Origin of the sequence: Moritella viscosa, assembly GCF_900120065.1 — a bacterium.
Taxonomy (GTDB): domain Bacteria; phylum Pseudomonadota; class Gammaproteobacteria; order Enterobacterales; family Moritellaceae; genus Moritella; species Moritella viscosa.
In genome coordinates this window covers 18,576-44,450 of the sequence record NZ_FPLG01000005.1, presented here as the reverse complement: position 1 = coordinate 44,450, position 25,875 = coordinate 18,576, and the positions used below count along the sequence as shown (strand labels likewise).

The 25,875-nt window shown below is 39.3% G+C and carries 23 protein-coding genes; 8 read left to right on the top strand and 15 right to left on the bottom strand.

Annotation, left to right across the window (positions count from 1 at the left end; genetic code table 11):
* Positions 1-294: 294 nt before the first annotated feature.
* Both relA and rlmD read right to left on the bottom strand, forming a co-directional pair.
* The gene (gene relA / locus BT797_RS00735; RefSeq protein ID WP_075470866.1) at positions 295-2,541 is read right to left on the bottom strand and encodes a GTP diphosphokinase; all 2,247 of its coding nucleotides are present in this window, start codon (positions 2,539-2,541) and stop codon (positions 295-297) included.
* 40 nt (positions 2,542-2,581) lie between these two features.
* Entirely contained in the window at positions 2,582-3,916 is a 1,335-nt protein-coding gene (gene rlmD, locus BT797_RS00730) for a 23S rRNA (uracil(1939)-C(5))-methyltransferase RlmD (RefSeq protein ID WP_045108892.1), read from the bottom strand.
* A gap of 119 nt (positions 3,917-4,035) precedes the next feature.
* Between rlmD and barA the strand changes: the two genes are divergently transcribed.
* Positions 4,036-6,771 carry a two-component sensor histidine kinase BarA gene (barA, locus tag BT797_RS00725; RefSeq protein WP_075470864.1) on the top strand — a complete coding sequence of 912 codons (2,736 nt, stop codon included), beginning with the start codon at positions 4,036-4,038 and terminating at the stop codon, positions 6,769-6,771.
* 109 nt (positions 6,772-6,880) lie between these two features.
* Here barA and pdxJ read toward each other — a convergent pair whose 3' ends face one another.
* The 10 genes from pdxJ to rpoE all read right to left on the bottom strand — a co-directional run bounded on the left by pdxJ (position 6,881) and on the right by rpoE (position 15,509).
* Positions 6,881-7,618, bottom strand: coding sequence for a pyridoxine 5'-phosphate synthase (gene pdxJ / locus BT797_RS00720; RefSeq protein WP_045108890.1), 738 nt, complete (start codon positions 7,616-7,618; stop codon positions 6,881-6,883).
* Positions 7,611-8,318 (bottom strand): DNA repair protein RecO, encoded by a 708-nt coding sequence (gene recO, locus BT797_RS00715; protein WP_045108889.1) that lies wholly within the window; start codon positions 8,316-8,318, stop codon positions 7,611-7,613. Before recO ends, pdxJ begins: the two co-directional genes overlap by 8 nt.
* A gap of 13 nt (positions 8,319-8,331) precedes the next feature.
* On the bottom strand, positions 8,332-9,243 hold the full coding sequence (gene era, locus BT797_RS00710; protein WP_045108888.1) for a GTPase Era: 912 nt from the start codon (positions 9,241-9,243) through the stop codon (positions 8,332-8,334).
* Positions 9,240-9,911, bottom strand: a complete 672-nt coding sequence (gene rnc / locus BT797_RS00705) for a ribonuclease III (protein WP_045108887.1) — start codon at positions 9,909-9,911, stop codon at positions 9,240-9,242. Before rnc ends, era begins: the two co-directional genes overlap by 4 nt.
* Positions 9,912-9,913: 2 nt before the next feature.
* Positions 9,914-10,828 (bottom strand): signal peptidase I, encoded by a 915-nt coding sequence (gene lepB, locus BT797_RS00700; RefSeq protein WP_045108886.1) that lies wholly within the window; start codon positions 10,826-10,828, stop codon positions 9,914-9,916.
* Between the two features lie 4 nt (positions 10,829-10,832).
* Positions 10,833-12,629, bottom strand: coding sequence for a translation elongation factor 4 (lepA, locus tag BT797_RS00695; RefSeq protein ID WP_045108885.1), 1,797 nt, complete (start codon positions 12,627-12,629; stop codon positions 10,833-10,835).
* 91 nt (positions 12,630-12,720) lie between these two features.
* Positions 12,721-13,200 (bottom strand): SoxR reducing system RseC family protein, encoded by a 480-nt coding sequence (locus BT797_RS00690; RefSeq protein WP_045108884.1) that lies wholly within the window; start codon positions 13,198-13,200, stop codon positions 12,721-12,723.
* An 85-nt stretch (positions 13,201-13,285) separates the two neighbouring features.
* On the bottom strand, positions 13,286-14,326 hold the full coding sequence (locus tag BT797_RS00685) for a MucB/RseB C-terminal domain-containing protein (RefSeq protein ID WP_045108883.1): 1,041 nt from the start codon (positions 14,324-14,326) through the stop codon (positions 13,286-13,288).
* A 13-nt stretch (positions 14,327-14,339) separates the two neighbouring features.
* Positions 14,340-14,888, bottom strand: coding sequence for a sigma-E factor negative regulatory protein (locus tag BT797_RS00680; protein WP_045108882.1), 549 nt, complete (start codon positions 14,886-14,888; stop codon positions 14,340-14,342).
* 42 nt (positions 14,889-14,930) lie between these two features.
* The gene (rpoE, locus tag BT797_RS00675) at positions 14,931-15,509 is read right to left on the bottom strand and encodes an RNA polymerase sigma factor RpoE (RefSeq protein ID WP_045108881.1); all 579 of its coding nucleotides are present in this window, start codon (positions 15,507-15,509) and stop codon (positions 14,931-14,933) included.
* Positions 15,510-15,744: 235 nt separating this feature from the next.
* On the opposite strand from rpoE, the gene nadB reads away from it, so the two are divergent.
* From nadB to BT797_RS00645, 6 genes are all read left to right on the top strand, one after another.
* Entirely contained in the window at positions 15,745-17,349 is a 1,605-nt protein-coding gene (gene nadB, locus BT797_RS00670; protein WP_045108880.1) for an L-aspartate oxidase, read from the top strand.
* A gap of 330 nt (positions 17,350-17,679) precedes the next feature.
* Positions 17,680-18,060, top strand: coding sequence for a YbaN family protein (locus BT797_RS00665; RefSeq protein ID WP_339390317.1), 381 nt, complete (start codon positions 17,680-17,682; stop codon positions 18,058-18,060).
* Between the two features lie 204 nt (positions 18,061-18,264).
* Positions 18,265-20,508, top strand: coding sequence for a TonB-dependent hemoglobin/transferrin/lactoferrin family receptor (locus BT797_RS00660; RefSeq protein ID WP_045108878.1), 2,244 nt, complete (start codon positions 18,265-18,267; stop codon positions 20,506-20,508).
* 142 nt (positions 20,509-20,650) lie between these two features.
* Positions 20,651-21,403, top strand: a complete 753-nt coding sequence (locus tag BT797_RS00655; RefSeq protein WP_045108877.1) for an energy transducer TonB — start codon at positions 20,651-20,653, stop codon at positions 21,401-21,403.
* Positions 21,400-22,095 carry a MotA/TolQ/ExbB proton channel family protein gene (locus BT797_RS00650; RefSeq protein WP_211705388.1) on the top strand — a complete coding sequence of 232 codons (696 nt, stop codon included), beginning with the start codon at positions 21,400-21,402 and terminating at the stop codon, positions 22,093-22,095. Before BT797_RS00655 ends, BT797_RS00650 begins: the two co-directional genes overlap by 4 nt.
* Positions 22,092-22,505: an ExbD/TolR family protein gene (locus BT797_RS00645; protein ID WP_045108875.1), complete on the top strand. Its 414-nt coding sequence runs from the start codon at positions 22,092-22,094 to the stop codon at positions 22,503-22,505. Before BT797_RS00650 ends, BT797_RS00645 begins: the two co-directional genes overlap by 4 nt.
* Before the next feature lie 33 nt (positions 22,506-22,538).
* Here the strand turns inward: BT797_RS00645 and BT797_RS00640 are convergent, their stop codons facing one another.
* Together BT797_RS00640 and BT797_RS00635 are read right to left on the bottom strand one after the other, a co-directional pair.
* The gene (locus BT797_RS00640; protein ID WP_244534086.1) at positions 22,539-22,946 is read right to left on the bottom strand and encodes a protein YgfX; all 408 of its coding nucleotides are present in this window, start codon (positions 22,944-22,946) and stop codon (positions 22,539-22,541) included.
* Positions 22,924-23,175: an FAD assembly factor SdhE gene (locus tag BT797_RS00635; protein ID WP_045108874.1), complete on the bottom strand. Its 252-nt coding sequence runs from the start codon at positions 23,173-23,175 to the stop codon at positions 22,924-22,926. Before BT797_RS00635 ends, BT797_RS00640 begins: the two co-directional genes overlap by 23 nt.
* Before the next feature lie 120 nt (positions 23,176-23,295).
* Here BT797_RS00635 and ygfZ point away from each other — a divergent pair, with 120 nt between their 5' ends.
* Positions 23,296-24,282: a tRNA-modifying protein YgfZ gene (gene ygfZ, locus BT797_RS00630; RefSeq protein ID WP_045108873.1), complete on the top strand. Its 987-nt coding sequence runs from the start codon at positions 23,296-23,298 to the stop codon at positions 24,280-24,282.
* Positions 24,283-24,363: 81 nt separating this feature from the next.
* On the opposite strand, the gene lysS is transcribed toward ygfZ, so the two are convergent.
* Positions 24,364-25,872, bottom strand: a complete 1,509-nt coding sequence (gene lysS / locus BT797_RS00625) for a lysine--tRNA ligase (protein ID WP_045108872.1) — start codon at positions 25,870-25,872, stop codon at positions 24,364-24,366.
* Positions 25,873-25,875: the final 3 nt, after the last annotated feature.

The window sequence follows — 25,875 nt, the reverse complement described above, 5'->3', positions numbered from 1 at the left end:
CGCAAATAAACAGAACACTCTGTCTAATTAGAAAAAGTATTCGAGAAAAATAAAGGGAATGAGATATACATCAAGGAATGAAGTGATCAGAATTTCTAATATGTGGATTAAAGTATGTTTTTGGTGCTATTTTTATTTAGTAAAAGGAAATAACTTTGTGAGTAGAGCGATACTTGAAGCAGCGATCGGTTGGAATAATCACTATTTATTATTTCTAAGGTAAAAGCCGGTATTGAAATAACAATGCCGGCTTTATAAATAACTAAATTACAGATACATATTTTACGTAATCAGTTATCTTAAACGCTTAGCGTAAATTACACCTTTAACCTGACTCATACGGTTGGTCAAATGGCTCAGAGTATCAATATTATAAAGCTCGATATTAATTTCTAACGTCGCTGTTTGTAACTTAGTATCCGTCCGAGTATTCATACCAACCACATGGATACGATCATTAGCAAAGATAGTCGTTAAGTCACGTAATAAACCTCTACGATCCGTCGCGTGTACCACCAGTGTGACACGATAACCTCCACTAAAATCGTCGCCCCAAACCGCATCAATAATACGTTCTGGTTGGCGATTACTTAAATCCGCATACTGTAAACAACCATTACGGTGGATCGAGATACCACGTCCTTGCGTAATATAACCGACAATGTCATCACCAGGTATCGGCTGACAACAATTCGCAATATGGGTCATCAAATTCCCCATACCTTCCACTACAATATGATCTTTATTACGTTTTTTCTTCGGCTGGTTTTGTGATTTTTGTACTTGCTGGTCAACTAACTCTAGCGCAAGCTTATCTTCTTCTTCCGCACTTGGCTGTAATAGCAGTACTTTAATATGGTTAATCACTTGATTAAGACGTGCATCACCACTACCAACCTGGGCCAATAAATCTTCTAGCGTATTAGAGTTAAAACGCTCGAAAGCACAGCTTGCATCAGACAGCTGAAGCTTAAGTTTATGCAATTCACCTTCTAGCATGTCTTTACCAGCAGCGACATTCTTATCGCGATCAAGACGCTTAAAGTATGTATTAATCTTAGCTCTTGCGCGCGCAGATTTCACATAACCGAGATTCGGTAATAACCAATCACGACTTGGATTTGGATTTTTCTGAGTGATAATTTCAATCTGGTCGCCAGTCTGTAGTTCATACGTGAACGGGACAATACGACCACTGATCTTGGCACCGATACAGCGATGACCCACCATACTATGCACGTAATAAGCAAAATCTAACGGCGTTGACCCTTGTGGCATATCAACCACATCACCTTTTGGCGTAAACACGTACACGCGATCATCAAATACCTGACTACGTAACTCATCTACTAAGCTACCGCTTTCAGTCATGTCATCTTGCCACGCTAATAACTTACGTAACCAAGCAATTTTTTCTTCGTAGCTGCCTTTTTTGGTGGTATCAGCACCTTCTTTGTAACGCCAATGCGCAGCAACACCTAACTCAGCATCATCGTGCATTTGTTTAGTACGGATCTGCACCTCAACCGCTTTATTCTCGTCACCAACCGCGACAACAGTATGAATCGATTGATAACCATTGGCTTTTGGATTTGCCACATAGTCATCAAATTCACTGGGAATAGGACGGAATAAATTATGAATAACACCCAGAGCAGCATAACAATCTTGTAATTCAGCGGCTATCACACGTACTGCGCGCACATCATAGAGACCGGTGAAATCCAAGTTTTTCTTCTGCATTTTTTTCCAAATGCTGTAGATATGCTTGGGACGACCGTAAACTTCAACTTTCCCCCCAGCAGCTTCAACGCCCGTTTTAACTTGCGCTACAAAGCTGTCGATAAACTCTTCACGATCAATACGACGCTCAAGTAATAATTTAGCTATTTGCTTGTAAGTATCAGGGTGAGAATAACGAAATGAGAGATCTTCCAATTCCCACTTTAGTTGGCCAATACCTAATCGGTTGGCTAAAGGCGCGTAAATATCTGAAATTTCTTTCGCAGCCAATACGCGTTCTTCTTCAGATTCATTTTTGACCTGACGAAGATGACAAATACGCTCAGCTAATTTGATCACGATTGCGCGTACATCATCCACAATCGCCATTAACATACGGCGTAGATTATCCACCTGGCTTTCTGATGGTTTCTGTGATTTTGCTTGTAGTGTACGGATCGCATCCATCTCTACAACGGCAATTAATAAGGGTAAGAGTTTACTGCCAAACAAGGTTTCAATTTGTTCGTTATCATATAACTTTGCATGAAAAAACGGATACAGTAAAGCGACCTTTAAGGTATCCATGTCCATATCCATGGTCATCAATATTTCGACCATTTCCACCCCGTAAGCAAGTAACGGGAAATCAGGAACGGCTTCATCCATTAGGGGGTCAGCAGTTTCTTTTAATGCTAATTGAGAATACAACTCAAATAATTCATCTTGCTCTGTCGAGGTGAGTGCTAACGAAGACGTCCAGGTTTTCGCATCAAAGTCTTCCGGGTTGGTCAAATGAGAATCACGTACCGCAACCATGTCTTAATTCCTAACAAGATTAAACCAAAAAATACACGCGCTAAACGCGTTCAAATAACGCCATTGACTCAACATGCCCCGTTTGTGGGAACATATCAATCATACCAAGGCGTGTTAATTTATAATGCTTTTCCATCAACAACTTCGAGTCTCGCGCTAATGTTGCGGGATTGCAAGATACATAGACAATTTTATTCACTTTTAGTTTATGTAAATATTGCACTGTTTCTGCAGCTCCCGCTCGAGCAGGATCTAATAATACTTTATCGAACCTACTTTTTGCCCAAGATAGCTTAGAGAAGTCAGTCGATAAGTCCGCTTGGTAGAATTGCGTATTATCGACATTATTCGCGATTGCATTGACTTGTGCCTGACGCACCATTTCATCAACACCTTCCACACCCACGACTGAATGGCATAAACGCGCAACTGGTAAACTAAAGTTGCCACCACCACAAAACAGATCTAATACTCTGTCTTCAGGACTTAAATCGAGCCAATCGAGTGCTTGCGCCACCATTTGGTTATTAACCACAGGGTTAACTTGAATAAAGTTACCCGGTGTAAAACTTAATTCAAATTCACCATCGGCGAGTTGATACCAAGCAGCTGGCGTATCAGGTGTTAATTTAAGTATCGATTCAGGCTCAGGTTGTAAGTAAATACTTAACTGATGTTCACCAGCAAAGGCTTGCAGTAAAGCTTGGTCTTTATCCTTCAAAGGTTTCAAGATACGGAACAAACAAATAATGCCAGAATCTACCGCAAATAACTCAATATGGCCCAAATCACGGCGTACACTAAGCGTAGCAAGTAATTCGCGTAAAGGTTGAATCAAGGCTGACAAGGCTGGTACTAATACTGGACACTGATTAATTGCTACTAGGGATTTACTGTTACGTTCACGAAAGCCAAATACCAATTGCTTGGCTTTACGATCGAACATCACACTTAAACGTGCGGTACGACGATATTGCCAAGGCTTGGATAATATAGGCTCAGCAAATTCAATATCATCATTTTTACTGAAGTTCTGTAATAAACTAAACAATGCAGTTTGCTTATAATTAGCCTGAACATGGCTATCTAGTGTTTGTAAACTACAGCCGCCACACATTGCATAATGCAGACAGGCAGGCTCTATTCTTTGCTCTGATGGCGTTATTACTTTTCTTAAGATCGCTTTTGCGTATTGTTTTTTTTGTTCAATAATATTCACTGATACGCGTTCACCAGGTAATCCACCAGCAACAAATACCGCTTTGCCATCAAGACGCCCCAAGCCTAAGCCTTGATGATCTAACTTTTCAATAGTGATCTCGACCGCTTTACTCGGAGTTTTTTGTACTTTTTTTGCTTTAAAAATTTGCGCCATATTGATATACAACTATTGCCTATGTCATCATTAGGGTATTATTCTAACCTGCTTTCCCGCTTTATACTTTAAATAACTTCTGTAGATGGCATTAAACCAGATACCAATAAGATGACTTTATGACTAAATACGGACTTCGTGCCAAAGTAATGGCACTGACGATTTTACCAACAGTTTTGATCGGTACATTATTAGCCAGCTATTTCACCTTTAACCGCTATCAGCAGCTAGAGACCGTGCTTATTGAACAGGGTATCAATATCATTGAGCCACTGGCCATCGCGAGTGAGTACGGCATGTTACAAAACAGCCGTGAATCGCTTAAAAAACTGCTCGGTTTAACTCACCGCAAGTTTGCGCCGACGATTAAAAGCATCGCCATTTTTGATAACAATAATAAGCTGTTTGTAACCAGCAATTATCACCGTAACTTTTCCGTTCTTAAGAACCCCGACAAAAGTAAACTGCCGGAAACCACCCAAGTTGAAGTACTTGATGATTACATCATTTTACGTTCTCCCATTATTGCTGAAATTGACAATACCAATTTCCCGTTAAGTTTAGAAAACCCGGAACAGATCCTCGGTTATTTATCTATACAGCTCATTCGTGATAAAGCGATATTACTGCAATACCGCGATACAACCGTGTCGGTATTTATTGTATTACTGGGCTTTTTTACCGCGCTTATCTTCTCTTGGCGACTAGTGAAAAACGTAACCCAGCCCATTACCGACATGGTCACTGTTGTCGATCGGATCAGAGAAGGTCGGCTCGATGCCAGAGTAATAGGCGAACATACGGGTGAGTTAGCCCTGCTAAAAAATGGTATTAACTCGATGGCCAAATCGTTATCAGCCTACCATGAAGAAATGCAGCAAAATATTGACCAAGCGACTTCAGATCTACGTGAAACCTTAGAGCAAATTGAAATCCAAAATATTGAACTGGATATGGCAAAAAAACGTGCGCAAGCAGCTGCACGCGTGAAGTCTGAATTCTTGGCTAATATGAGTCATGAATTAAGAACGCCGCTAAATGGGGTGATTGGCTTCTCTCGCCAGCTATTAAAAACATCACTAAGCCCGAATCAAACAGATTACTTGCAGACCATTGAAAAGTCAGCCAAGAACTTACTTAGCATCATCAATGACATTCTCGACTTTTCTAAGCTTGAGGCGGGTAAGTTAACCCTAGAGCAGATCCCATTCAACCTACGGGACACAATTGAAGAAGCCGCCATATTACTCGCACCGACAGTGCATGATAAAGGCCTTGAGCTATCTCTACATGTTGATAAGAATGTCCCTGATGACATTATTGGTGACCCATTCCGATTCCAACAAGTGATCACTAACTTACTGGGCAATGCCATCAAGTTCACCGAAAACGGTAACATTGATATCCATATTGAATTACTTGAATCCACACATAATAGCGTCACCATTCAAACGAATATCCGTGATACCGGCATTGGTATTTCAGAACAACAACAAGCGCAACTCTTTGAAGCCTTTAACCAAGCAGACACTAGTATCTCGCGTCGCTATGGCGGTACCGGATTAGGTCTGGTTATTACCCAGCGCTTAGTTGAATTTATGGGTGGTGAAATATCGCTAGATTCGGATTTAGGTCAAGGCTCTAACTTTAAATTCTCACTTAAGTTCAATGTTACCTCGGCATCGTTATCAGAGCCCTTACCTGTAAACGATTTTAAAGGTAAACAAGTCTTACTCTATGAAGTAGATAATTACTCCGCACGCTCGTTAATATCCTTACTGAATAGTTGGGATCTGGATGTCTTGCATTGTGCTAACGAAACCGAGTGGCAGAATTATATCAAGCAACCATATCACTGCGTAATTATCGCCCAGAACGATGAAAGCAATCTAACGCCTATGTATAACAAGATGAGTCAAAGTCATGATCTTGATGCAGCAGTAGTGGTATTAATTAACTCTTCAGATCCTTGCTTACAAGAAGAGATAATTAGCGCAGGCGCAAGACATTGTCTCACAAAGCCGTGTAATCACCGTAAGCTTGTAAATGCATTAGCCTATTTAGATAAACCAGCTGAGCAGCCAATACCACAACTGAAAATTGAAAAACCAAAACCTAAAATTGACCTGTCAATTTTAGCGGTCGATGATAATCCAGCGAATCTAAAACTCATTAGTGCAATGTTGGCAGATTCAGTCACTCACATTGAAATGTGCAGCAATGGTGCCGAAGCCGTTGCCAAAGCCAATAAAATGGATTTTGATATTGTCTTTATGGATATTCAAATGCCAATTATGGATGGTATCAGCGCCTGTAGAGCAATTCGTTCCGGTAGTCGTAATCAATCAACACCAATTATTGCAGTAACCGCACATGCAATGAGTGGTGAACGTGACCGTCTACTGAGTAAAGGCATGGATGATTATTTAACAAAACCAATTGATGAGTCCATTCTAAAGCGTACCTTGCAACAATGGAGCAATTCGTCACATGATCACAATATTGTCCAAAACCATATTTTAGATTGGCCACTGACTTTACAACGTTCAATGGGTAAAGAAGACCTTGCAGTAGATATGCTGGAAATGTTTATCAATAGCTTACCTGAAATCAGTGAGCACCTTGAACAAGTCTTAGCACGGAGTTTGTCACGTTCAGAATTTCAAAAAATCATTCATAAATTCCACGGTGGCGCAGCATGTTGCGGTGTATTACCTATTCAGAATTTAGCCGATCAGATTGAGCGCGGTTTACGTAAGGGCGCAGACATCGAAGATGTTGAACCCGAGATATTTGAGTTACAAGAAGCTATTGAAACAGTGATTAAGGAAGCACAGCCCTATTTACCCAATTAACCCAATTAACCCAATTAGCCCAATTAACCGCTAATCTAAATCAATTAACAACCACATAATAAAAAGGAGCCCACGGCTCCTTTTTTACATACGTATACGAGGTAATAACTTAGCTGTTATTACGCGCTTCTTGCATGATGATTTGCATGTCTTTAACCGCTTTACCTAAACCATCAAATGCCGCACGTGCAATGATTGCATGGCCGATATTCAATTCATAAATTTCAGGAATAGCCGCGATAGGTTGTACGTTATGGTAATGTAAACCATGGCCTGCGTTTACTTTCAAGCCAGCATTATGCGCATAACTCACACCAGCGGCGATCTTCTTCAACTCAGCTTGTTGCGATGATTCTGACTCTGCGTCCGCATAAGCACCAGTGTGTACTTCAATGTACGGCGCGCCAGTGGCAACCGCTGCATCAATTTGCTCTTTGTCAGCATCGATAAATAACGATACAAGAATACCTGCTTCACTTAAACGTTTAACCGCTTGGGTTATCTTATCTTGTTGGCCGAGTACATCCAAACCACCTTCTGTTGTCAGCTCTTCGCGTTTTTCAGGAACTAAACAAACAAACTCAGGTTTGATCTCACACGCAATATCCAGCATTTCAGCAGTCACTGCCATTTCTAGATTCATGCGGGTCTGAATGGTTTCTTTTAATACGCGAACATCGCGATCAACAATGTGACGACGGTCTTCACGTAAATGCACCGTAATACCGTCTGCGCCATTTAATTCAGCGACAGATGCTGCATGCACAGGATCTGGGTAAGTAGTGCCTCGAGCTTGGCGTAGGGTTGCGATATGGTCAATGTTGACACCTAAAAAGATCTTATTCACGTTTAATTCCCTTATTAATAAATAGTTCTCTGCTTTTCAGCGGCTTATTGCCCAAATAGGGTAACAACATTTGTCGGCAAAAGCGTTTTGCAGCCGCTAAATTATCTTGGTTAAATAGTCTTTGCTCAAAGGCGAGTAAATCTTTACCTAAAAATGAGCTATCCACTGCAACTTTATAAATAGATGGCACAATCCCAACATGTGGTACGTATTTATACATACGGTCGGGGTACACAGCATCCATGGTATCAGCACAATAGCTTAACGCACCAATGTTACCTAAACATTGCATTAAATTAAGTTCAAATTCACGCAATAAGGGTTCAAGAGGTTGTTGTTTGGCTAACGCTAATAATGCATTTTGGTAATGGGAGAATAGTTCGGGGTTCGCTTGTTCACTGGCGAGTAAACGATAGAGTAATTCATTGAGATAAAAGCTAGCATAGAGATGCCGACCTGAGAGCGGTAATGAATTAGATACCGCCTCTACCTGACGCATGGATTTTAACCCACCTTTGCCGGCATAGGCGATATTAAGTAAGGTAAACGGCTGTAAAATTGCACTTTGACTGTTCTTACGCCCTCGGCCTGCTCGTCCCACTAACGAAATTTTACCATCATTAATGGTAAAGAAGTCGATGAGTAAACTCGACTCCTTAAAAGGTCGACGGTGCAGTACAAAAGCGTTTTGTAAGTCCATGCAATAAAGCTATTTACACTTCATCTCCGTAACCTAAGCTACGAAGTGCACGTTCATCATCAGCCCAACCAGATTTCACTTTCACCCAACATTCTAGGAATACTTTATTATCAAACAAAGTTTCCATATCACGTCTAGCTTCGGTACCAATGGTTTTTAGTTTCGAGCCTTTATTACCAATAACCATACGTTTTTGAGTATCACGCTCAACTAAAATTAACGCATTGATATGGAATGTGCCGTTTTCACTGACTTTAAACTGCTCGATCTCAACCGTGGTTGAGTAAGGTAATTCTTGGCCGGTGAAACGCATCAATTTTTCACGAATGATTTCAGATGCCATGAAACGTGAAGAACGATCCGTTACATAATCTTCAGGGAAGTAAAAATCACCTTCTTGTAACTGCTGCGAACAAATGCCACGTAGCATTTCTACGTTAGTCCCTTTCGTTGCAGAGATAGGGATAATTTCCGTAAAGTTAAATTTCGCTGCCAATACCTGCAAATGTGGCATCAGCTCTTCAGCTTTATCTTTAATCGCATCGGTTTTATTAATCGCCAAATAAATTGGACATTTAATATCACGTAGCTTGTTTAATACCATGTCATCGTCTTCAGTCCAACGGGTACCATCAACAACAAAAATCACAGCATCAACATCAATATCTTTTAATGAGCTGCTAGCTGCGCGGTTCATTAAACGGTTAATTGCACGTTTTTCATCAATGTGAAGACCTGGAGTATCAACATACACAGTTTGACGATTTTCTTCAGTATCAATACCTAGAATACGGTGACGAGTCGTTTGTGGTTTACGCGAGGTAATACTTACCTTTTGTCCCAAAATGCGGTTTAGTAACGTTGATTTACCTACGTTAGGACGACCAACGATAGCAACAAAGCCGCTATAAGTCATATCACTCATTGTAATTGCTCCAATGCTTTTTGAGCTGCTTCTTGTTCTGCTTTACGACGACTAGTACCTTTACCTTCAACAGGTTGCTCTAGGCCTTCAATAACGCAATGAATAGTAAACTCTTGATTATGAGCTTCACCTTTAACTTCCACTACTTGATACAATGGAAGAGCTTGCTTACGTCCTTGCAGCCATTCTTGTAGTTGTGTTTTAGCATCTTTCTGACCAATACCAGGTTTGATCGTTGCTAGACGTGATGCATACCAAGCCAGTACACGTTCACGTGTTTTCTCGATATCGCTATCCAGATACATAGCACCGATTAAGGCTTCAACTGTATCTGCAAGGATAGATTCTCGACGGAATCCACCACTTTTTAATTCACCTGGACCTAAGATTAAACATTCACTTAGTTCAAATTCACGAGCAATCTCAGCGAGCGTTAGCCCTTTCACTAAGGTTGCACGCATTCGGCTTAAATCACCTTCTGGTACTTCAGGGAATTTGCAAAATAATGCATCCGAGATAATAAAACCAAGTACTGAATCACCTAAAAATTCAAGGCGTTCGTTATGCTTGAAATAAGCACTACGGTGCGTCAGAGCTTGTTGCAGTAGGCTAGCGTCTTGATACTGGTAACCTAATACAGTTTGTAATCTTTCTAATATAATGGTCATAATTATTTTAACTTGCCAATACGACTAAAGCGTATACCCGTTGGGATCCAACCAGGTAATAAAGAATCAGGGTCGCGTTCAAATTCGAAACTCGTCCAAATGAACACAGCCTTTCCGACTAAATTTGCTTCCGGAACAAAACCCCAAAAACGGCTATCAGCACTATTATCTCGGTTATCACCCATCATGAAATAATGACCGTCCGGTACAACCCATTCGTATTGACGGGTTGGCGGATTATCTTGCTGATAAAAATCACGCGCTAGATCAGGACGGCTAGGATTAATTAAAATATTGTGTTTAACATCCCCAAGCTGTTCTGTATATTGCTGTAATTCAACCATTTGATCTTTAAATTTGCCAATTTCGACTAAACTCAGATCGAGTTTTTTAAACCCTGCGCAGTTTGTTCCGCTGCATGCTTGTTGAATGAAAACCTGCTTTCCACGATAGGCTATACGATCACCCGGCAAACCGACCACACGTTTAATGTAATCAATTGTTGGCTGTGGCGGGTATTTAAATACCGCGACATCGCCACGTTCTGGTTTACCTGTTTCGATAAGTGTAGAACGTAATACCGGATCTTTAACGCCATAACTAAATTTTTCAACCAGAATAAAATCACCAACTAATAAAGTTGGCATCATAGATCCGGATGGAATTTGAAATGGTTCGTATAAAAATGAACGTAATACCATCACTGCTGCAATCACAGGGAAGATCGATTTTGCATTTTCAACAATAAAAGATTCTTGCCCTAATTTTGCAATAGCTTCTGCTGGTAATTCCGCTTGAGTTTGGGCAAATGCGACTTTTTCAGCGCGAGCCTTCTCCCAAATCAGTTTATCTAACGCCCAAATAATACCGCTAACGAAAGTAACCAATACCAATATCAGTGAAAAATAGGTTGCCATTTATCTAATCCTTTCCGATATGTAACACAGCCAAGAAGGCTTCTTGAGGTACTTCAACATTACCTACTTGCTTCATGCGTTTCTTACCGTCTTTTTGCTTCTGTAGCAGTTTTTTCTTACGGCTAATATCACCACCATAACATTTTGCAATTACGTTTTTACGCATTTGTTTAACGGTACTACGAGCAATCACTTGTGAACCAATAACGGCCTGGATTGCAATGTTAAACATTTGACGAGGAATAAGTTCCTTCATCTTTTCAACCAGTAAACGACCACGATTCATCGCATTGTCACGGTGAGTGATCATCGCTAATGCATCAACACGGTCAGTATTGATTAATACATCAACACGTACCATGTCAGCAACACTAAAGTGAATGAAAGAATAATCTAGAGACGCATAACCACGGCTTGTTGATTTCAAACGGTCAAAGAAGTCCATCACTACTTCACCCATCGGGATCTCGTAAGTTAATGCAACTTGCTTACCGTGATAATCCATCTTCGTTTGTACACCACGCTTAGCAATACAAAGCGTAATTACATTACCTAGGTACTCTTGTGGTACGAGGATGTTACATTCTGCAATTGGTTCGCGGATTTCTTCAATATCATTGATTGCTGGTAATTTAGCCGGGCTATCAACGTAAATAACTTCACCTTTTTTGGTTTCTACTTCGTAAACAACCGTTGGTGCAGTCGTAATCAATTCAAGATCGTATTCACGTTCTAAACGTTCTTGAATGATTTCCATGTGTAATAGACCTAAGAAACCACAACGGAAACCAAAACCAAGTGCTGAAGAACTTTCTGGTTCATAGAATAAAGACGCATCGTTAAGACTGAGTTTACCCAGTGCATCACGGAACGCTTCATAGTCGTCAGAGCTAATTGGGAACATGCCCGCATAAACCTGAGGCTTAACTTTACTGAAACCAGGTACGGGTGCATCAGCAGGGTTACGTGTATTTGTGAGCGTATCACCTACTGGTGCGCCTAAAATATCTTTAATACCGCAGATAACAAAACCAACTTCACCACAGTGTAATATATCTGTATCTGTTTGTTTTGGTGTGAAGATACCGGCTTTATCAACAAGATGAGATTCACCCGTAGACATAACAGTAATCTTGTCACCTTTACGTAATACACCGTTAGTAATACGTACCAAAGATACAACACCTTGGTAGTTATCAAACCATGAATCGATGATCAACGCTTGTAGCGGTGCGTCTTCAGAACCTTCTGATGGACATGGAATTTCTCTGACAATTGTTTCAAGTACGTCTTCGATACCTAAACCAGTTTTTGCAGAGCAACGCGTCGCTTCCATTGCATCGATACCGATGATATCTTCGATTTCTTCTGCTACGCGATCAGGATCGGCGGCAGGTAAATCGATTTTATTAAGGATTGGCACAACTTCCAGATCCATCTCCATCGCGGTATAACAGTTTGCGAGAGTTTGTGCTTCTACGCCTTGACCAGCGTCGACAACAAGTAAAGCACCCTCACAGGCTGCTAATGAGCGAGAAACCTCATAGCTGAAGTCCACGTGCCCTGGAGTATCAATAAAGTTAAGTTGGTAAGTTTCACCATCCTTCGCTTTATAATCCAGCGTTACGCTTTGTGCTTTAATTGTAATGCCACGCTCACGCTCAATATCCATTGAGTCAAGAACCTGTGCAGCCATTTCACGGTCAGATAAACCACCACAAAATGAGATCAAACGATCTGATAAAGTAGATTTACCGTGATCGATATGGGCAATAATTGAAAAATTACGAATGTGTTTCATGAGTTAGATAATATCCAATACTTAGTAGATATGACACTTAATGAGGCGGATTTTAACGGATTTAAGGGATGACTGCTATCTTTCATTGCTTTTAATCAGCGCGCCATTGCCCTATCACTTCCGATTGAACCACAACACCTAGCATTTTAGGTTTAAAATCAAAGCGTTGATCAAATATAGCGCTTAATTTTCGCGTGCAACTAAAACCAATGTAGCCACCAACAAAAGCCGCGAGAATAACCAAGCCTTCACCTTCAAATTGGGAAACTTGTGATAAATACTGGCCAAGACCAAGTGAGAGTAAAATTACCGCTAATGGTAACAAGTAAACCAACATTGCACTGGTGACTAAATTTTTTTCACGTAAACCAATTTCGATTTTGTCACCCGCAACAACATCTGCTGTTTTAGTGACCATAAAACGGTGAATCCGATGTGGGAATGCTTTGGCTACTGTCCCTGTTCCGCAGTTATCACTCGCATGACAATGGTTACAAGCAGATTGACTTTCGCACTGTACCGAAACCTGATCACCAGTAACACTTTGAACGATAGCTGTTTCAATAATCATACGGTAAATGCCTTATATAAAACAATCGTAACCGACTTAACAAGTCATCTTTTATTGTTAAGTACGGCTACGCGCGCTAGAAAAATTAGTTATCAATATTACGGACGACTGATTCAGCAATTTTCTTAGCGGTAAAGCTAGGCACTTCACCCACCACGACAATCTCAATATCGTCTGTAATTTTAGATTGTAAACTAATTTGCCCCGATACACCTAACCCTTGACTTAAACTACCCGCTTTCACATTGGTATTAACATAGATAGATATATCGACCAACCCATCAGAAAACTGCATATAATCAATTGTTTGACCTATACCTGCGATCTGGTGTTTGTTACTCATAATTTGTTTGAAACCATCAGGTATCCAAGTGGCTTTCCACTCCGATTTCGTTGCTTTAGGCATTAATGCTTGAGTTTGCATTGCTGATAATACCGGTGGCAATTTTACCGCATTAAGCTGCTCTAACCAAGGCGTCACATCTGGGAATTGATACAGTGAAATAGCCATCACTTGGAACACCACTTCACCACTGTCTTTAATCATGTCAATACGCAGCGGTAAATTGGTGGTTAAGTCTATCCAGATTAAATAACCAAAACGATATTTATCATTCGGCACAACACGTACAATTTGACTTAAACGCCCTGTCACGCGTGATTTCCCACCCACATAAATCGCTTGGTATAAGCTATCATCAAGCGTCAATTCAGTTGCCATTAAATCAAATAATAACCCTGGAATAGCGGTTGATGATAACGAATAACCAGGCTGCTCAGCTTCAAAGAAACTGGTGATATTACCGCGACGTAAATATTCACGTGGATTACCATTTAATGACAGTAAATGTCCAACAGACACACCATCAATTACCCCATGACTATAACGCATTGGGGTAATTCTACCACGTTCAATTTCGACATAAGACAGATCATAATTTAACTGCTTAAACGCCGTTTTCATGTTATCTAGCAATGCATCAGCGGATAATTTTGGTTGTCCTGAAACACTCTTATTAGCAACACTATTATCGAGTTGTTTACTGCTTGACGTTGCTTCACTCCATGCCTGTGGCGTAAAAAATGAAAACAACACTATCCACAAACCAACACTTTTCTTGAACATTACTGGCTCACTATTATTGCTGGATGCGTTTTTGTAATTGATGATCAAGTACAAATGCATTAATACGACGCACTTGTTCTACCTTTTCTTCATCCGTAAATTCTGGCTGTACTTGACGTGAATCAGGTGATTCAACACTAAAACTTACTGGTGATGCAACACCGGCAAACGGCATCACATTCAGTGCTGGCTCAAGTCCTGTTACAGGTGCTTCGGTATTACTATATTGCACGCCCGTAATTACCATTAACGCAACCGATGCGGCAATAGCAAATTGACCACCCGTTTTTAGCCAAGGCTGAATTACTTTCTGATAGAAAGAGCTGTCGTTTGCACTTTCTTTTGGCATTCTCAGTTCAGGTTCTTCGGCGATAGCCGCTGTAATTGCACGGGTAAGATCTAAATTAACCGTTGTAGGTGTTTCACCGCGCATCACATCACCGATCATGTGGTAATGCTGCCAACTTGAAGACAATGCTTCATCCTTGCCTAACTCATCAAGTAGTGCAGCATCAATATATTCATTGTCTACTAAGGAGGATAAACGTTCTTTTTCTATCATAATTAATTACCTAAATTTACTCGTCCGTAATCTGTGTTTAACTTACTGTTGAAGTAAGGGTTTTAATTTTACTTCAATCGCTTCACGCGCTCGAAAAATACGTGAGCGAACAGTACCCACTGGGCAACTCATAACAATACTAATATCGTCATAACTCATGCCTTCCATTTCACGTAATGTTATCGCGGTACGTAATTCATCAGGTAACGCGTCAATAGCAGAAAAAATAACCGCTTTCATCTCTTCCGCCAAAATAACCCGTTCTGGTGTTGATGACTCGCGCATGCCATCATTACCTTCGTAAAATTCCGCATCTGCCGCATCAATATCATTCGCAGGCGGTCGTCGACTTTGCGCAATTAAATAATTCTTAGCGGTATTACTGGCAATCCGATATAGCCAAGTATAAAACGCGCTATCACCTCTAAAATTAGGCAACGCACGATACGCTTTAATAAACACTTCCTGAGTCACATCTGCAACATCACCACTGGCTGAAACGTAACGTGAAATCAGGTTCGCAACTTTCTGTTGGTATTTAGTCACCAATAGATTAAATGCGGCCTTGTCACCGCCTTGAACTCGCTCAACTAATTGCAAGTCCGTCTCTTTTGCACTCATTAGTAACTCATAACCTCTTATTATTCTGATGACACTAGTATTACTAATGTGTATTTTTCAGACTGCGTTATATAAATAAAGTTCGTTTTAACACCAAATAAAGTTCGCCATTGTGCTAATTAAATCAAAATAAGAACAAATAAATCAAAATACCTTTTTATTGCCCGAGATTTAAAGCTTATAATGCCCTACTTAGAGTTAGTCATAACAGCATACTACAAATCGAGCGGAAACTATGAGAACAAATGCGGAATACCAAAGCGATGTACTGATTATCGGCAGTGGTGCCGCAGGACTCTCACTTGCTTTAAAACTTGCTGATCACGCTAAAGTGACAGTATTAAGTAAGAGTAGCTTAACCGAAGGCTCAACTCTCTACGCACAAGGTGGTATCGCCGCCGTTTTTGATGAAGCGGATAGTGTAGAAGGTCATGTGTCTGATACCCTTGTGGCTGGTGCTGGTTTATGTGATGAAGATACCGTTAGCTTTACAGCAAGCAGCGCCGCCGCCAGCTTAAACTGGTTAATAGATAAAGGCGCACCATTTGATCAAGTAGCCGATGATAATGGCGAACAACATTATCATCTCACCAAAGAAGGTGGTCATAGCCATCGCCGTATCTTGCATGCCGCAGATGCCACTGGTAAAGCGGTACAAACTACGTTAATCGAAAATGTCAGTCAACATCCTAACATTACCTTAATGGAACGTTTTAACGCGGTTGATCTTATTTCGACTAAACAGCTTAACCAAGCGACCAACCGTATTGTCGGTGCTTATGTGTGGAACCGAGAAGCCGAGAAAGTAGAAGTGATTAAAGCACGCTTTGTTATCTTAGCAACGGGCGGTGCAAGTAAGGTTTACCAATATACCAGTAATCCTGATGTCTCTAGTGGTGACGGTATTGCCATGGCATGGCGCGCAGGTTGCCGTGTCGCCAATATGGAATTCAATCAATTCCACCCTACCTGTTTATTTCACCCAGATGCAAAAAATTTCTTATTAACTGAAGCGTTACGTGGTGAAGGTGCATATTTACGTCATGCCGATGGCACCCGATTTATGCCAAGTTTCGATGAACGAGCAGAGTTAGCACCGCGTGATATTGTTGCCCGTGCAATCGACTTTGAAATGAAACGCCTAGGCAGTGATTGTGTGTATTTAGATATCAGCCATAAACCCGCTGAGTTTGTTATTGGTCATTTCCCGACTATTTATGAGCGTTGCTTGAAGCTAGGTATTGATATCACCACGGATCCAATCCCTGCAGTACCCGCGGCGCATTATACCTGTGGTGGTGTAATGACTGACTTAACAGGTCAAACCGATATGCGTGGCTTATACGCCATTGGTGAGGTCGCTTATACGGGGTTACACGGCGCTAACCGTTTAGCCAGTAACTCATTATTAGAATGTATTGTGTTTGCCCACGCAGCGGCAGACGATATTTTATCAAAACTGCATAAAACCCGTAAAGATTACCGTATTCCAGCCTGGGATGAGAGTAAAGTGACGAACTCAGATGAAGAAGTCATTATTCAACATAACTGGCACGAACTACGTCTATTTATGTGGGATTACGTGGGGATTGTAAGAACGACAAAACGTCTAGAGCGCGCCCTGCGCCGTGTGAACCTATTGCAACAAGAAATTGACGAGTACTACAGTAACTTCCGTGTCAGTAACAACTTGTTGGAACTAAGAAATCTAGTGACGGTTGCAGACTTGATCATTCGTTGTGCGTTAGATCGCAAAGAAAGTCGTGGCTTACACTACACCCTCGACTATCCAGAGCAATTCGACGAACCTAAACCAACAATTTTACAGCCTAAGTTATAATTTATACCCATAACATTAAATAAGTAATCAATTACTTCGTCAGAAAATTGGATTACAACAAGATATAAAAAGCAGCGCCCTCGCTGCTTTTTATATCTCAAGCAGCTGCACTCTTCGCTCCCACATTCCCCTCTCGCTTTTTGATAACAGCATAAATAACTAAAAATAACTAACTTTCAACCATGTTGATGAACACTTATAACAAGTATACAGCATATAAACACGTTAAAAAAGCAAATGGAAGTAATTATCAATTGCATTATCATTTACAAATATTTATAATCTAACTCTATTTTCAATAAATATTAGATTTGATAAATTAAGGAGTAAATCATTACTATTAAACGTGCACTTTATAATTTGAGTGGTTGCTTAGCATTAATACTTGGTCTAATTGGTATTTTACTGCCTATTTTACCAACGACCCCATTTGTACTACTTGCAAGTGCTTGCTTTATGCGCGGCAGTCCAAGCTTTCACCATTGGTTACATAGTCACCCCTCTTTTGGTCCAATCTTAACAAATTGGCATCATTATGGCGCTGTATCTAGCACCGTAAAGAAAAGAGCATATTGGCTTATTTCGCTGAGTTTTACCTTATCTATAACACTTGTACCTATTCTATTTGTAAAGTTATTTTTATTTGTGGTTTTTATCGTTTTGATTAGTTGGTTTCGTCGTATCCCTGTCCACGATCCAATTGTGAATTAAAACTGAACTTAAAAATTAATCATCACTATTAACCAGCTAATCAGTCAGTATCTAGCTCATCACAATAATAAAAATATATTTTAAAGAATATTGAACTATTTAATCACACCCACTCAGAGGTATTTAGCACAATAATTACCCATATGATAATTATTCGCATTAATACTTACATTAACATCAAGATGGATGAAACGGTTTATTAATATGAACAAACTGATATTACTACCACTCACAATATTAACTTTTAATGCATACTCGTCTGACATAACTACTTTTGAAGAAGTTTTAGTTAAAGCTAAAAAAGAGCCAATATTAAATAAAGCCAATATAGAAATTAGTAACAAAGAAATAGACAATGAAATGGCTGGAGATATAAATGACTTAGTTAAAGGCGAATTAGGAGTCTCTGTTGTACAAAAGGGAAGGGCCGGAACGAGTGGTTTCAATATTCGAGGAGTGAGTGAAGATAGGGTCGCCATTCTAGTTGATGGTATTCATCAGGGTGAATCTTTTGATAATGAAATTTATAAGGGGTATGGTTATTTTAATGGTTCTATTAATGACATTGAATTAGATTCTGTGAAATCTGTAGCAATAAAAAAAGGTTCTGATTCACTATTCACCGGTTCTGGCAGTTTAGGTGGTTCAGTTTCATTTAAAACAAAAGATGCGGAAGATATAATATTACCAAGTAACCAGTACGGATTTTATAATAAAACCGTATATGGAAGTAAAAATAATGAAACAAAAAACACCACGGGAATTGCATTTAAAAAAGAATATGGTGATTTGTTGGTTTTATATACTGATGTCAATGGACATGAATTAGAAACAAGAGATCGAGGTGTAGATATTTATGGTCCAGCCAGATCTCGCCCAGATCCTGTAGACAATAAATCATTTAATTTACTCGTAAAGTCACAATTAAAACCAAATAAAAATAATAATATAATTATGACTTATGAACAATTCAAATCAAATAAAGATATTAATGAAAAATCTTGGGCAATATATGGCAATGATCATCGTTTAATTAATAGCTCAGTTGATAGACGTCGTTATTCTATCGAATGGGAACATTTAAGTAATAATGTTTATTTCGATAAGTTATCTACAAAAATATATAATCAAAAAATAGACCAGACTGATGATAGTTACGTTTATGATTTTAAAGGTGAGAAATTAACTAAAAATTATAAGCGAAGTATAAAGCAAGATTCATTCGGTATTGAACAAAAAGTAACAAGTAAAAGTTATAATTTATTTTCACTTCCGATGAAAAATAATTTCATGCTTGGTTACCAACGCAAGAAGCTTCAAAATGACAATATTGACATTCTTATTAGTAGTTGGAGCGGTAAATCCGTCAGTAAAAATAACATTATTGAACCCGTTACCACTGATTCATTTTATATGGCTGCGACTCATGAGATGCTTATTTCTGATTCTGAATTAATATCATTTGGAGCTAGATATGATCAATTTAACAATGATGTAAGCCTGAGCGGGAAGAACACATTTAATCATCTTTATGGAAAAGAGTTAACGGTTCCGAAGGATACACGTTTCTCTGGTCTTAGTTTATCTGCTATTTATGATAATCAATTAACCGATGAAATAAATATAAAATATAAAATAAACAGTGGTTTTAGAGCACCTACTGCAACCGAGTTATATTTTTCATACGGAGGTAAGGAGTCGGCGAATAGAATCGAACCTAATCAAAGCTTGAAACAAGAAACAGGTTTGACGAACGAATTTAATTTTGAATATACTGCGGACGATTGGAAATTATCTTTAAATCCTTATTATACTTACTATCGCGGATTTATTGACTTAAAGCCCAAAGACAAAAAAATGCTAAACAAATATTATATTCCAGGTAGTACACATAAAGGGACTCAAAAGTATTGGATTCAAAATTACATGCAGTATACAAATGTAAATAAAGCTTACATTTATGGTTTAGATATTAATTTTGAGTTTAACTTATCAACGTTGTTAAATGTTTATAATGATATTAAATATGAATCTAAGTTAAGTTATAGTAAAGGAAAGGGAAGTGATGGTGATTATTTAATGGGCGTTAATCCATTAGAGTTTATTAATAATATTATTTACAACACAGATACATATAGACTTGGCTTATACACTAATTACATAACTCAAAAAAATCCTAAAGACACCGTTCGAGATGGAAAAGAATGGAAATATACAAGTGATAGTGTTTTCTTAGTTGATTTAGTGATGAACTACGCTATAACAGATAATATAAAAATCAGTGGCGGCCTATTTAACATATTAGATAAAAAGTATAAAACTTGGGATTCAGTAAGAAGCATTCCAAAATTTGGTACAACGAATATGGTTGACCTTGCAGAAAAAGGGCTGAATAGATTTACGGCTCCAGGTATTAATTATAAATTAGGCTTAGAAATAAACTTCTAAATATGATGAATAGATGATAATAACACCCTTTTCAATTAAAGGGGGGGTGTTATATTTTAGATTATAAAAAGAGATGAATTTTAATAGTTAATTTTACTCTATGATATCAATGATTTTTGTAACATACTTCTAGGGAATCGACATGAATATGCCGAGATACATTATTGCAGGCGGAGTGGCTTTGGCTTCCCATGCTGCGCTGCTATTTGTCGTACCAGAAAATAAAGCGATAATAATACCGTCTGGAGCAAATACGACATCTGTATCTATTAATTTTTTTACGCCTTCAGTTGCACAATCAAAATCACTACCAGAGGAAACAGTTACAACTGAGGCTGTAATAGAGCCTCCTAAACCCGTAGAAAAAACGAAACCAAAAGTTACACCGCCAAAAACAAATAAAAAAGTAGTAGATAACGCACCTAAAAAAATTAAAAAGCAACCTAAAAAAGATACATCAAAAATGGAGAATGAAAAAAAGGAAAAAGCAACAAATGAACTACTTAAGGATACTCTAGTAGAAGAAAAACCAAAAAAATCTGTGGCTAAACCTGCAGGACAAGAACCAGAAATTAAACCACAAGCCCCTAAGAAAGGAATCAGTAACAAACCTATTTTGATTAATAAGCCTTCATTTCTTTCCCGCCCTACTCAACCTCGATATCCGAGAATGGCGAGTCGGCGTGGTATTGAAGGGGTAACAATATATGAAGTTTGGCTTGATGATAATGGTAGTCAAATCAAACAAATTCTAATCTCATCATCAGGTGAATTATCATTAGATAAAGCAGCACTCCGTGCTATTAAAAAATGGCGATTTTCTCCTTATATTATTAATGGTAGAGCAATCGCCCATCGCATAAAAATCCCCGTTCGTTTTAAATTGGATCAATGATGGAACAACTAAATAATCTTCAAGAACAGCTAGGCCTAATGACGTGGCCATTAGTAATTTGCTCATTACTTACAACTATCATTATCATAGAAAGACTTATTCAAGTAATGATTAGCTTAGGCGTTGGTAAAAGAGATATTAGACAACGACTTTCTCTAATTTCACCTACAAATGCTTCTGCAATTGAATCTTTAGCTGAAAATTTAGTCTCTCGCCGCCCCCTATTATATAAAGCCGTGGCAATGTTATTGTCTCATCACTCATTTTCAAAAATGTTGCGTGAAGATGCTGCAAATATGTGGTTACAGGAAAAACGTCACCAGTTGCATTCAGGGCTTAGGTTATTGACTTTAATTGGTGCGATTAGTCCGCTTATTGGATTATTAGGAACTGTTTTAGGCTTAATAGATATGTTCAGAGGCGTCGCAGCTTCGACTGCTAGCATTACACCTAACGACTTAGCTGATGGATTAGGACTTGCAATGCGAACGACTGCAGCCGGACTTATAGTTGCTTTACCTGCCATTGCAGGTGCACAACTTCTAGGGCTCTGGGCAGACCGCCTTGTGGCAAAGTTGGAGCATACACTTAATTTTGTAAACTTATGGTTAGAAGGTATTTCAATGATTCATGTTCCACAAAAAAAATTAATTATAGAGCATGAACAACAAATAAAAATGGATACTCTATGATCAAAGTATCTCAAAACACATCGAGTACAGAGTTAATCCCAGATCTAACACCACTACTTGATATCATTTTTATTGTAATGGTATTTTTATTATTAACGGCTTCAGTTCGCTTGGAGTCATTAGATGTTGAACTTCCTAGTTCTGACTCTCAAGTCGTTTCTGAGGTAGATAAAGAATCTTTAACCATTAATATCCTCAATGAATCACCTTTTTGGGCCATTAACGGTAAAAAATATATTAATTGGAAAAATTTTACATTGGATTTACTTGAAGAAACGACATCGGATCATAAAAAGCCGATTGTAATTGGAGCCGAAAAAACAGCGGATATTCAACATCTCGTTAAGCTATTGGCCTTCCTTCAAGAACATGGTATCAAAGCAACACAATTACTAACAGAGGATAAATAATTGATTATTTTGGCTAATAAATAGATTTAATTACTATTTTAATATTTTAATAGTCCGAACTAGACGGCGATAATCAGTATCGTCGATAGCATCACGCATTATACATAATGACTGAACGTGCCCCTTATTTAAGCTGATATAACTTAACTGAATAAAGAGATCGGCACTTCGAGAATCTTTGCTGAACACAAATAACTCACCACCAGCGTCAAACTGGATATAACCACTGGTGAAATAGGTAAAACTGGGACGGCGTAGCCAGTGTTGCCTGCATTGATAACCACACAAAACAATAATGACTACGGTATAAAGCAATTGTAATGATATAAGGATCTGCCAATTTAATAGCAAACCAAGTACCAAGCTATGTATAACAATACACAGCAACAACCAGTATTTAGATGGGCGTAACGTGACGCTACACTTTAACTCTTGAGACAATTTTATTCATCATATAAGCTAACTCTGGATCTTCACACTTTTCATGACCCATTGCCCAAGCAAATAACTGCGGATCTTCGCCTTCTAACAAGCGTTGGAAAATCAATTTATCTTCATCTGATAAATCATCATAAGCTTCATCCACAAACGGACGAAATAATACATCTAATTCCAGCATGCCACGGCGACAAGCCCAGCGTAAACGCGCCTTTGAATCTAACTTAGTCATTTTTTTCCCTTATCGTATTGTCCATGGTCTAATTCTATCATAAAAATAAACAAGATCTTCTAAAGACAAATGCTTGCGTTCACTCTACCATAGAGAAAACCAGCCAGAGAAGAGTAAACAATGACGCAATTTAATAAACTGATCCTAGCATCAACAGACGTATTACCAAATGTGATCGTAAGCGAGCTATCGCACTGGGGATTAATGACGGCAACAGGTGAGCAGCGTTTAAGTTATTTACAAGGACAATTGACTTGTGATCTGGTGGGCTTAGAAGACCAACAAACAACTTGGGGTGGTCATTGCGATCCAAAAGGAAAACTGTGGTCAACATTCCAAGTAGCTAAAAAAGGCAATTCGTTTTATTTCATCATGCGCAAAGACGCATTAGCGATCACCCTGCCTGAATTAAAGAAATACGCGGTATTCTCAAAAGTAGAACTGACCGATGCCTCTGCATTCTGTAATCTTTACGGTATCGCTGGCGAACAAGCAGAGCAGTGGTTGAACAAGACCTTCACGATTACGTTAGGCAAAGAGGCAGTAACCCATTTACCGAATGGCTTTATCATGCGACTTATTGGTGATACACCACGCTTCTTAGTATTATTACAAAAAAGTGATGCTTCATTACAACAGATCAACCAACACTTGGCAGAAGCCGCTACTGATGATGGTTCATTCTGGGATGCACTGGATATTCTAGCAGCAGCCCCCATTGTAGGAGCAGCAATGAGCAGCGTACAAATCCCACAAGCATTCAATCTACAAGCCTATGATGGCATTAGTTTCACTAAAGGGTGTTACACAGGACAGGAAACGGTCGCACGCGCTAAATACCGTGGCACGAACAAGCGTGCAATGGCGATCTTAACAGGCCCAACGGAAGCGAACGTAAACAGTGGTGATAACATTGAATTACAACTGGGTGAAAATTGGCGTAGTACAGGCAAGGTCAACTTAAGCTACCGTTATAGCGATGGCGTACAGCTTATCTCGAGTGTTATGCCAAATAATCTTGAAACAGATAGTGTATTTAAAATTACCGATAACGAATCAAACTTAGCGTTCTTACCATTACCGTATTCGCTGGTTGAAACAGACTAACTCATACTTGATGCTGTAAACCACAGTACAAGACATAAAAAAGCCAGTCACATAACGTGACTGGCTTTTTAAAATAACTAATTAGCTATTTGCTTGTGGACGCATTGCAGGGAATAAGATCACGTCACGAATAGTATGTGTATTAGTAAACAACATAGCTAGACGGTCAATACCAATACCTTGACCTGCTGTTGGTGGTAAACCGTGCTCTAGTGCAGTAATGTAATCTGCATCGTAGTACATCGCTTCATCATCACCCGCATCTTTTGCGTTAACTTGTGCTTTGAAACGTTCGTCTTGGTCTTGCGCATCGTTAAGCTCAGAGAAACCATTTGCAACTTCACGGCCACCGATGAAGAACTCAAAACGGTCAGTGAAGAATGGGTTGTCATCGCTACGACGTGCTAGTGGCGATATATCAGCTGGGTAGCCAGTGATAAATGTAGGCTGGATCAGTTGTGGTTCAGCTGTTTCACCAAAGATTTCTTCCAGTAATTGACCACAAGTCCAGAATTTTTCAACGGTCATGTGTAGTGATTTCGCAATAGAAACCATTAACTCACGATCTTGAACACCTTCATTAGTCAATGCTTGGATAACTTCGTGCTCAGGGTTGTACTGTTTGATCGCATCTAGCATGCTAATACGTGCGTATTTGCCACCAAACTCAACAGTCTCATCACCGTAAGGCATAGATGTCGCGCCTAAAACTTCAACCGCAACAGTGCTTAGCATTTCTTCAGTGAAATCCATAAGGTCATTGTAATCAGCGTAAGCTTGGTAGAATTCCATCATAGTGAACTCTGGATTATGACGCGGAGATAGACCTTCGTTACGGAAGTTACGGTTGATTTCGAATACACGATCAAAACCACCAACCACTAAACGCTTAAGGTATAGCTCTGGTGCTACACGTAAATACATTTCTTGATCAAGTGCATTATGGTGCGTGATAAATGGACGCGCTGTTGCGCCACCTGGGATCACATGCATCATTGGCGTTTCAACTTCCATGTAATCTTTTGATACCATGAAGTTACGGATAGCTGATACAAGCTTAGAACGTACGATGAATGCATTACGTGATTCAGCGTTTACGATCAGATCAACATAACGCTGGCGGTAACGCATTTCTTGATCAGTTAGACCGTGGAATTTTTCAGGTAATGGACGTAGCGCTTTAGTTAATAGCACGTACTCTGTCATTTCAACGTAAAGGTCGCCTTTACCAGACTTGTTTAGTGCGCCAGTAATACCTACGATATCACCAATATCTAAACCACCAAGATCAGCTTTTTGTGCTTTTTGTACGTCTTTCGATGCATATGCTTGAATACGACCAGATGTATCTTGGATAGCAAGGAAAGGACCACGTTTCGCCATGATACGACCAGCAATGCTTACCACATGCTGCATTTCAACTAATTCTTCTTTCGACTTTTCGCCAAATTCTGCCTGTAAATCTGCTGACTTATCTTTTACGCGAAAGTCGTTAGGGTGGCCATTTGCTTTACAGTTCGTGCGGATATGATCTAATTTCGCGCGACGTTCTGCAATCAGTTTGTTTTCATCTTGTAACTGTTCAGTCATTGT

Coding starts and splice junctions, on each gene's coding strand:
- relA (WP_075470866.1), bottom strand. CDS start 2,541: ATGGTTGCGGTACGTGATTCTCATTTGACCAACCCGGAAGACTTTGAT.
- rlmD (WP_045108892.1), bottom strand. CDS start 3,916: ATGGCGCAAATTTTTAAAGCAAAAAAAGTACAAAAAACTCCGAGTAAA.
- barA (WP_075470864.1), top strand. CDS start 4,036: ATGACTAAATACGGACTTCGTGCCAAAGTAATGGCACTGACGATTTTA.
- recO (WP_045108889.1), bottom strand. CDS start 8,318: ATGGACTTACAAAACGCTTTTGTACTGCACCGTCGACCTTTTAAGGAG.
- era (WP_045108888.1), bottom strand. CDS start 9,243: ATGAGTGATATGACTTATAGCGGCTTTGTTGCTATCGTTGGTCGTCCT.
- rnc (WP_045108887.1), bottom strand. CDS start 9,911: ATGACCATTATATTAGAAAGATTACAAACTGTATTAGGTTACCAGTAT.
- lepB (WP_045108886.1), bottom strand. CDS start 10,828: ATGGCAACCTATTTTTCACTGATATTGGTATTGGTTACTTTCGTTAGC.
- lepA (WP_045108885.1), bottom strand. CDS start 12,629: ATGAAACACATTCGTAATTTTTCAATTATTGCCCATATCGATCACGGT.
- BT797_RS00690 (WP_045108884.1), bottom strand. CDS start 13,200: ATGATTATTGAAACAGCTATCGTTCAAAGTGTTACTGGTGATCAGGTT.
- BT797_RS00685 (WP_045108883.1), bottom strand. CDS start 14,326: ATGTTCAAGAAAAGTGTTGGTTTGTGGATAGTGTTGTTTTCATTTTTT.
- BT797_RS00680 (WP_045108882.1), bottom strand. CDS start 14,888: ATGATAGAAAAAGAACGTTTATCCTCCTTAGTAGACAATGAATATATT.
- rpoE (WP_045108881.1), bottom strand. CDS start 15,509: ATGAGTGCAAAAGAGACGGACTTGCAATTAGTTGAGCGAGTTCAAGGC.
- nadB (WP_045108880.1), top strand. CDS start 15,745: ATGAGAACAAATGCGGAATACCAAAGCGATGTACTGATTATCGGCAGT.
- BT797_RS00660 (WP_045108878.1), top strand. CDS start 18,265: ATGAACAAACTGATATTACTACCACTCACAATATTAACTTTTAATGCA.
- BT797_RS00655 (WP_045108877.1), top strand. CDS start 20,651: ATGAATATGCCGAGATACATTATTGCAGGCGGAGTGGCTTTGGCTTCC.
- BT797_RS00650 (WP_211705388.1), top strand. CDS start 21,400: ATGATGGAACAACTAAATAATCTTCAAGAACAGCTAGGCCTAATGACG.
- BT797_RS00645 (WP_045108875.1), top strand. CDS start 22,092: ATGATCAAAGTATCTCAAAACACATCGAGTACAGAGTTAATCCCAGAT.
- BT797_RS00635 (WP_045108874.1), bottom strand. CDS start 23,175: ATGACTAAGTTAGATTCAAAGGCGCGTTTACGCTGGGCTTGTCGCCGT.
- ygfZ (WP_045108873.1), top strand. CDS start 23,296: ATGACGCAATTTAATAAACTGATCCTAGCATCAACAGACGTATTACCA.
- lysS (WP_045108872.1), bottom strand. CDS start 25,872: ATGACTGAACAGTTACAAGATGAAAACAAACTGATTGCAGAACGTCGC.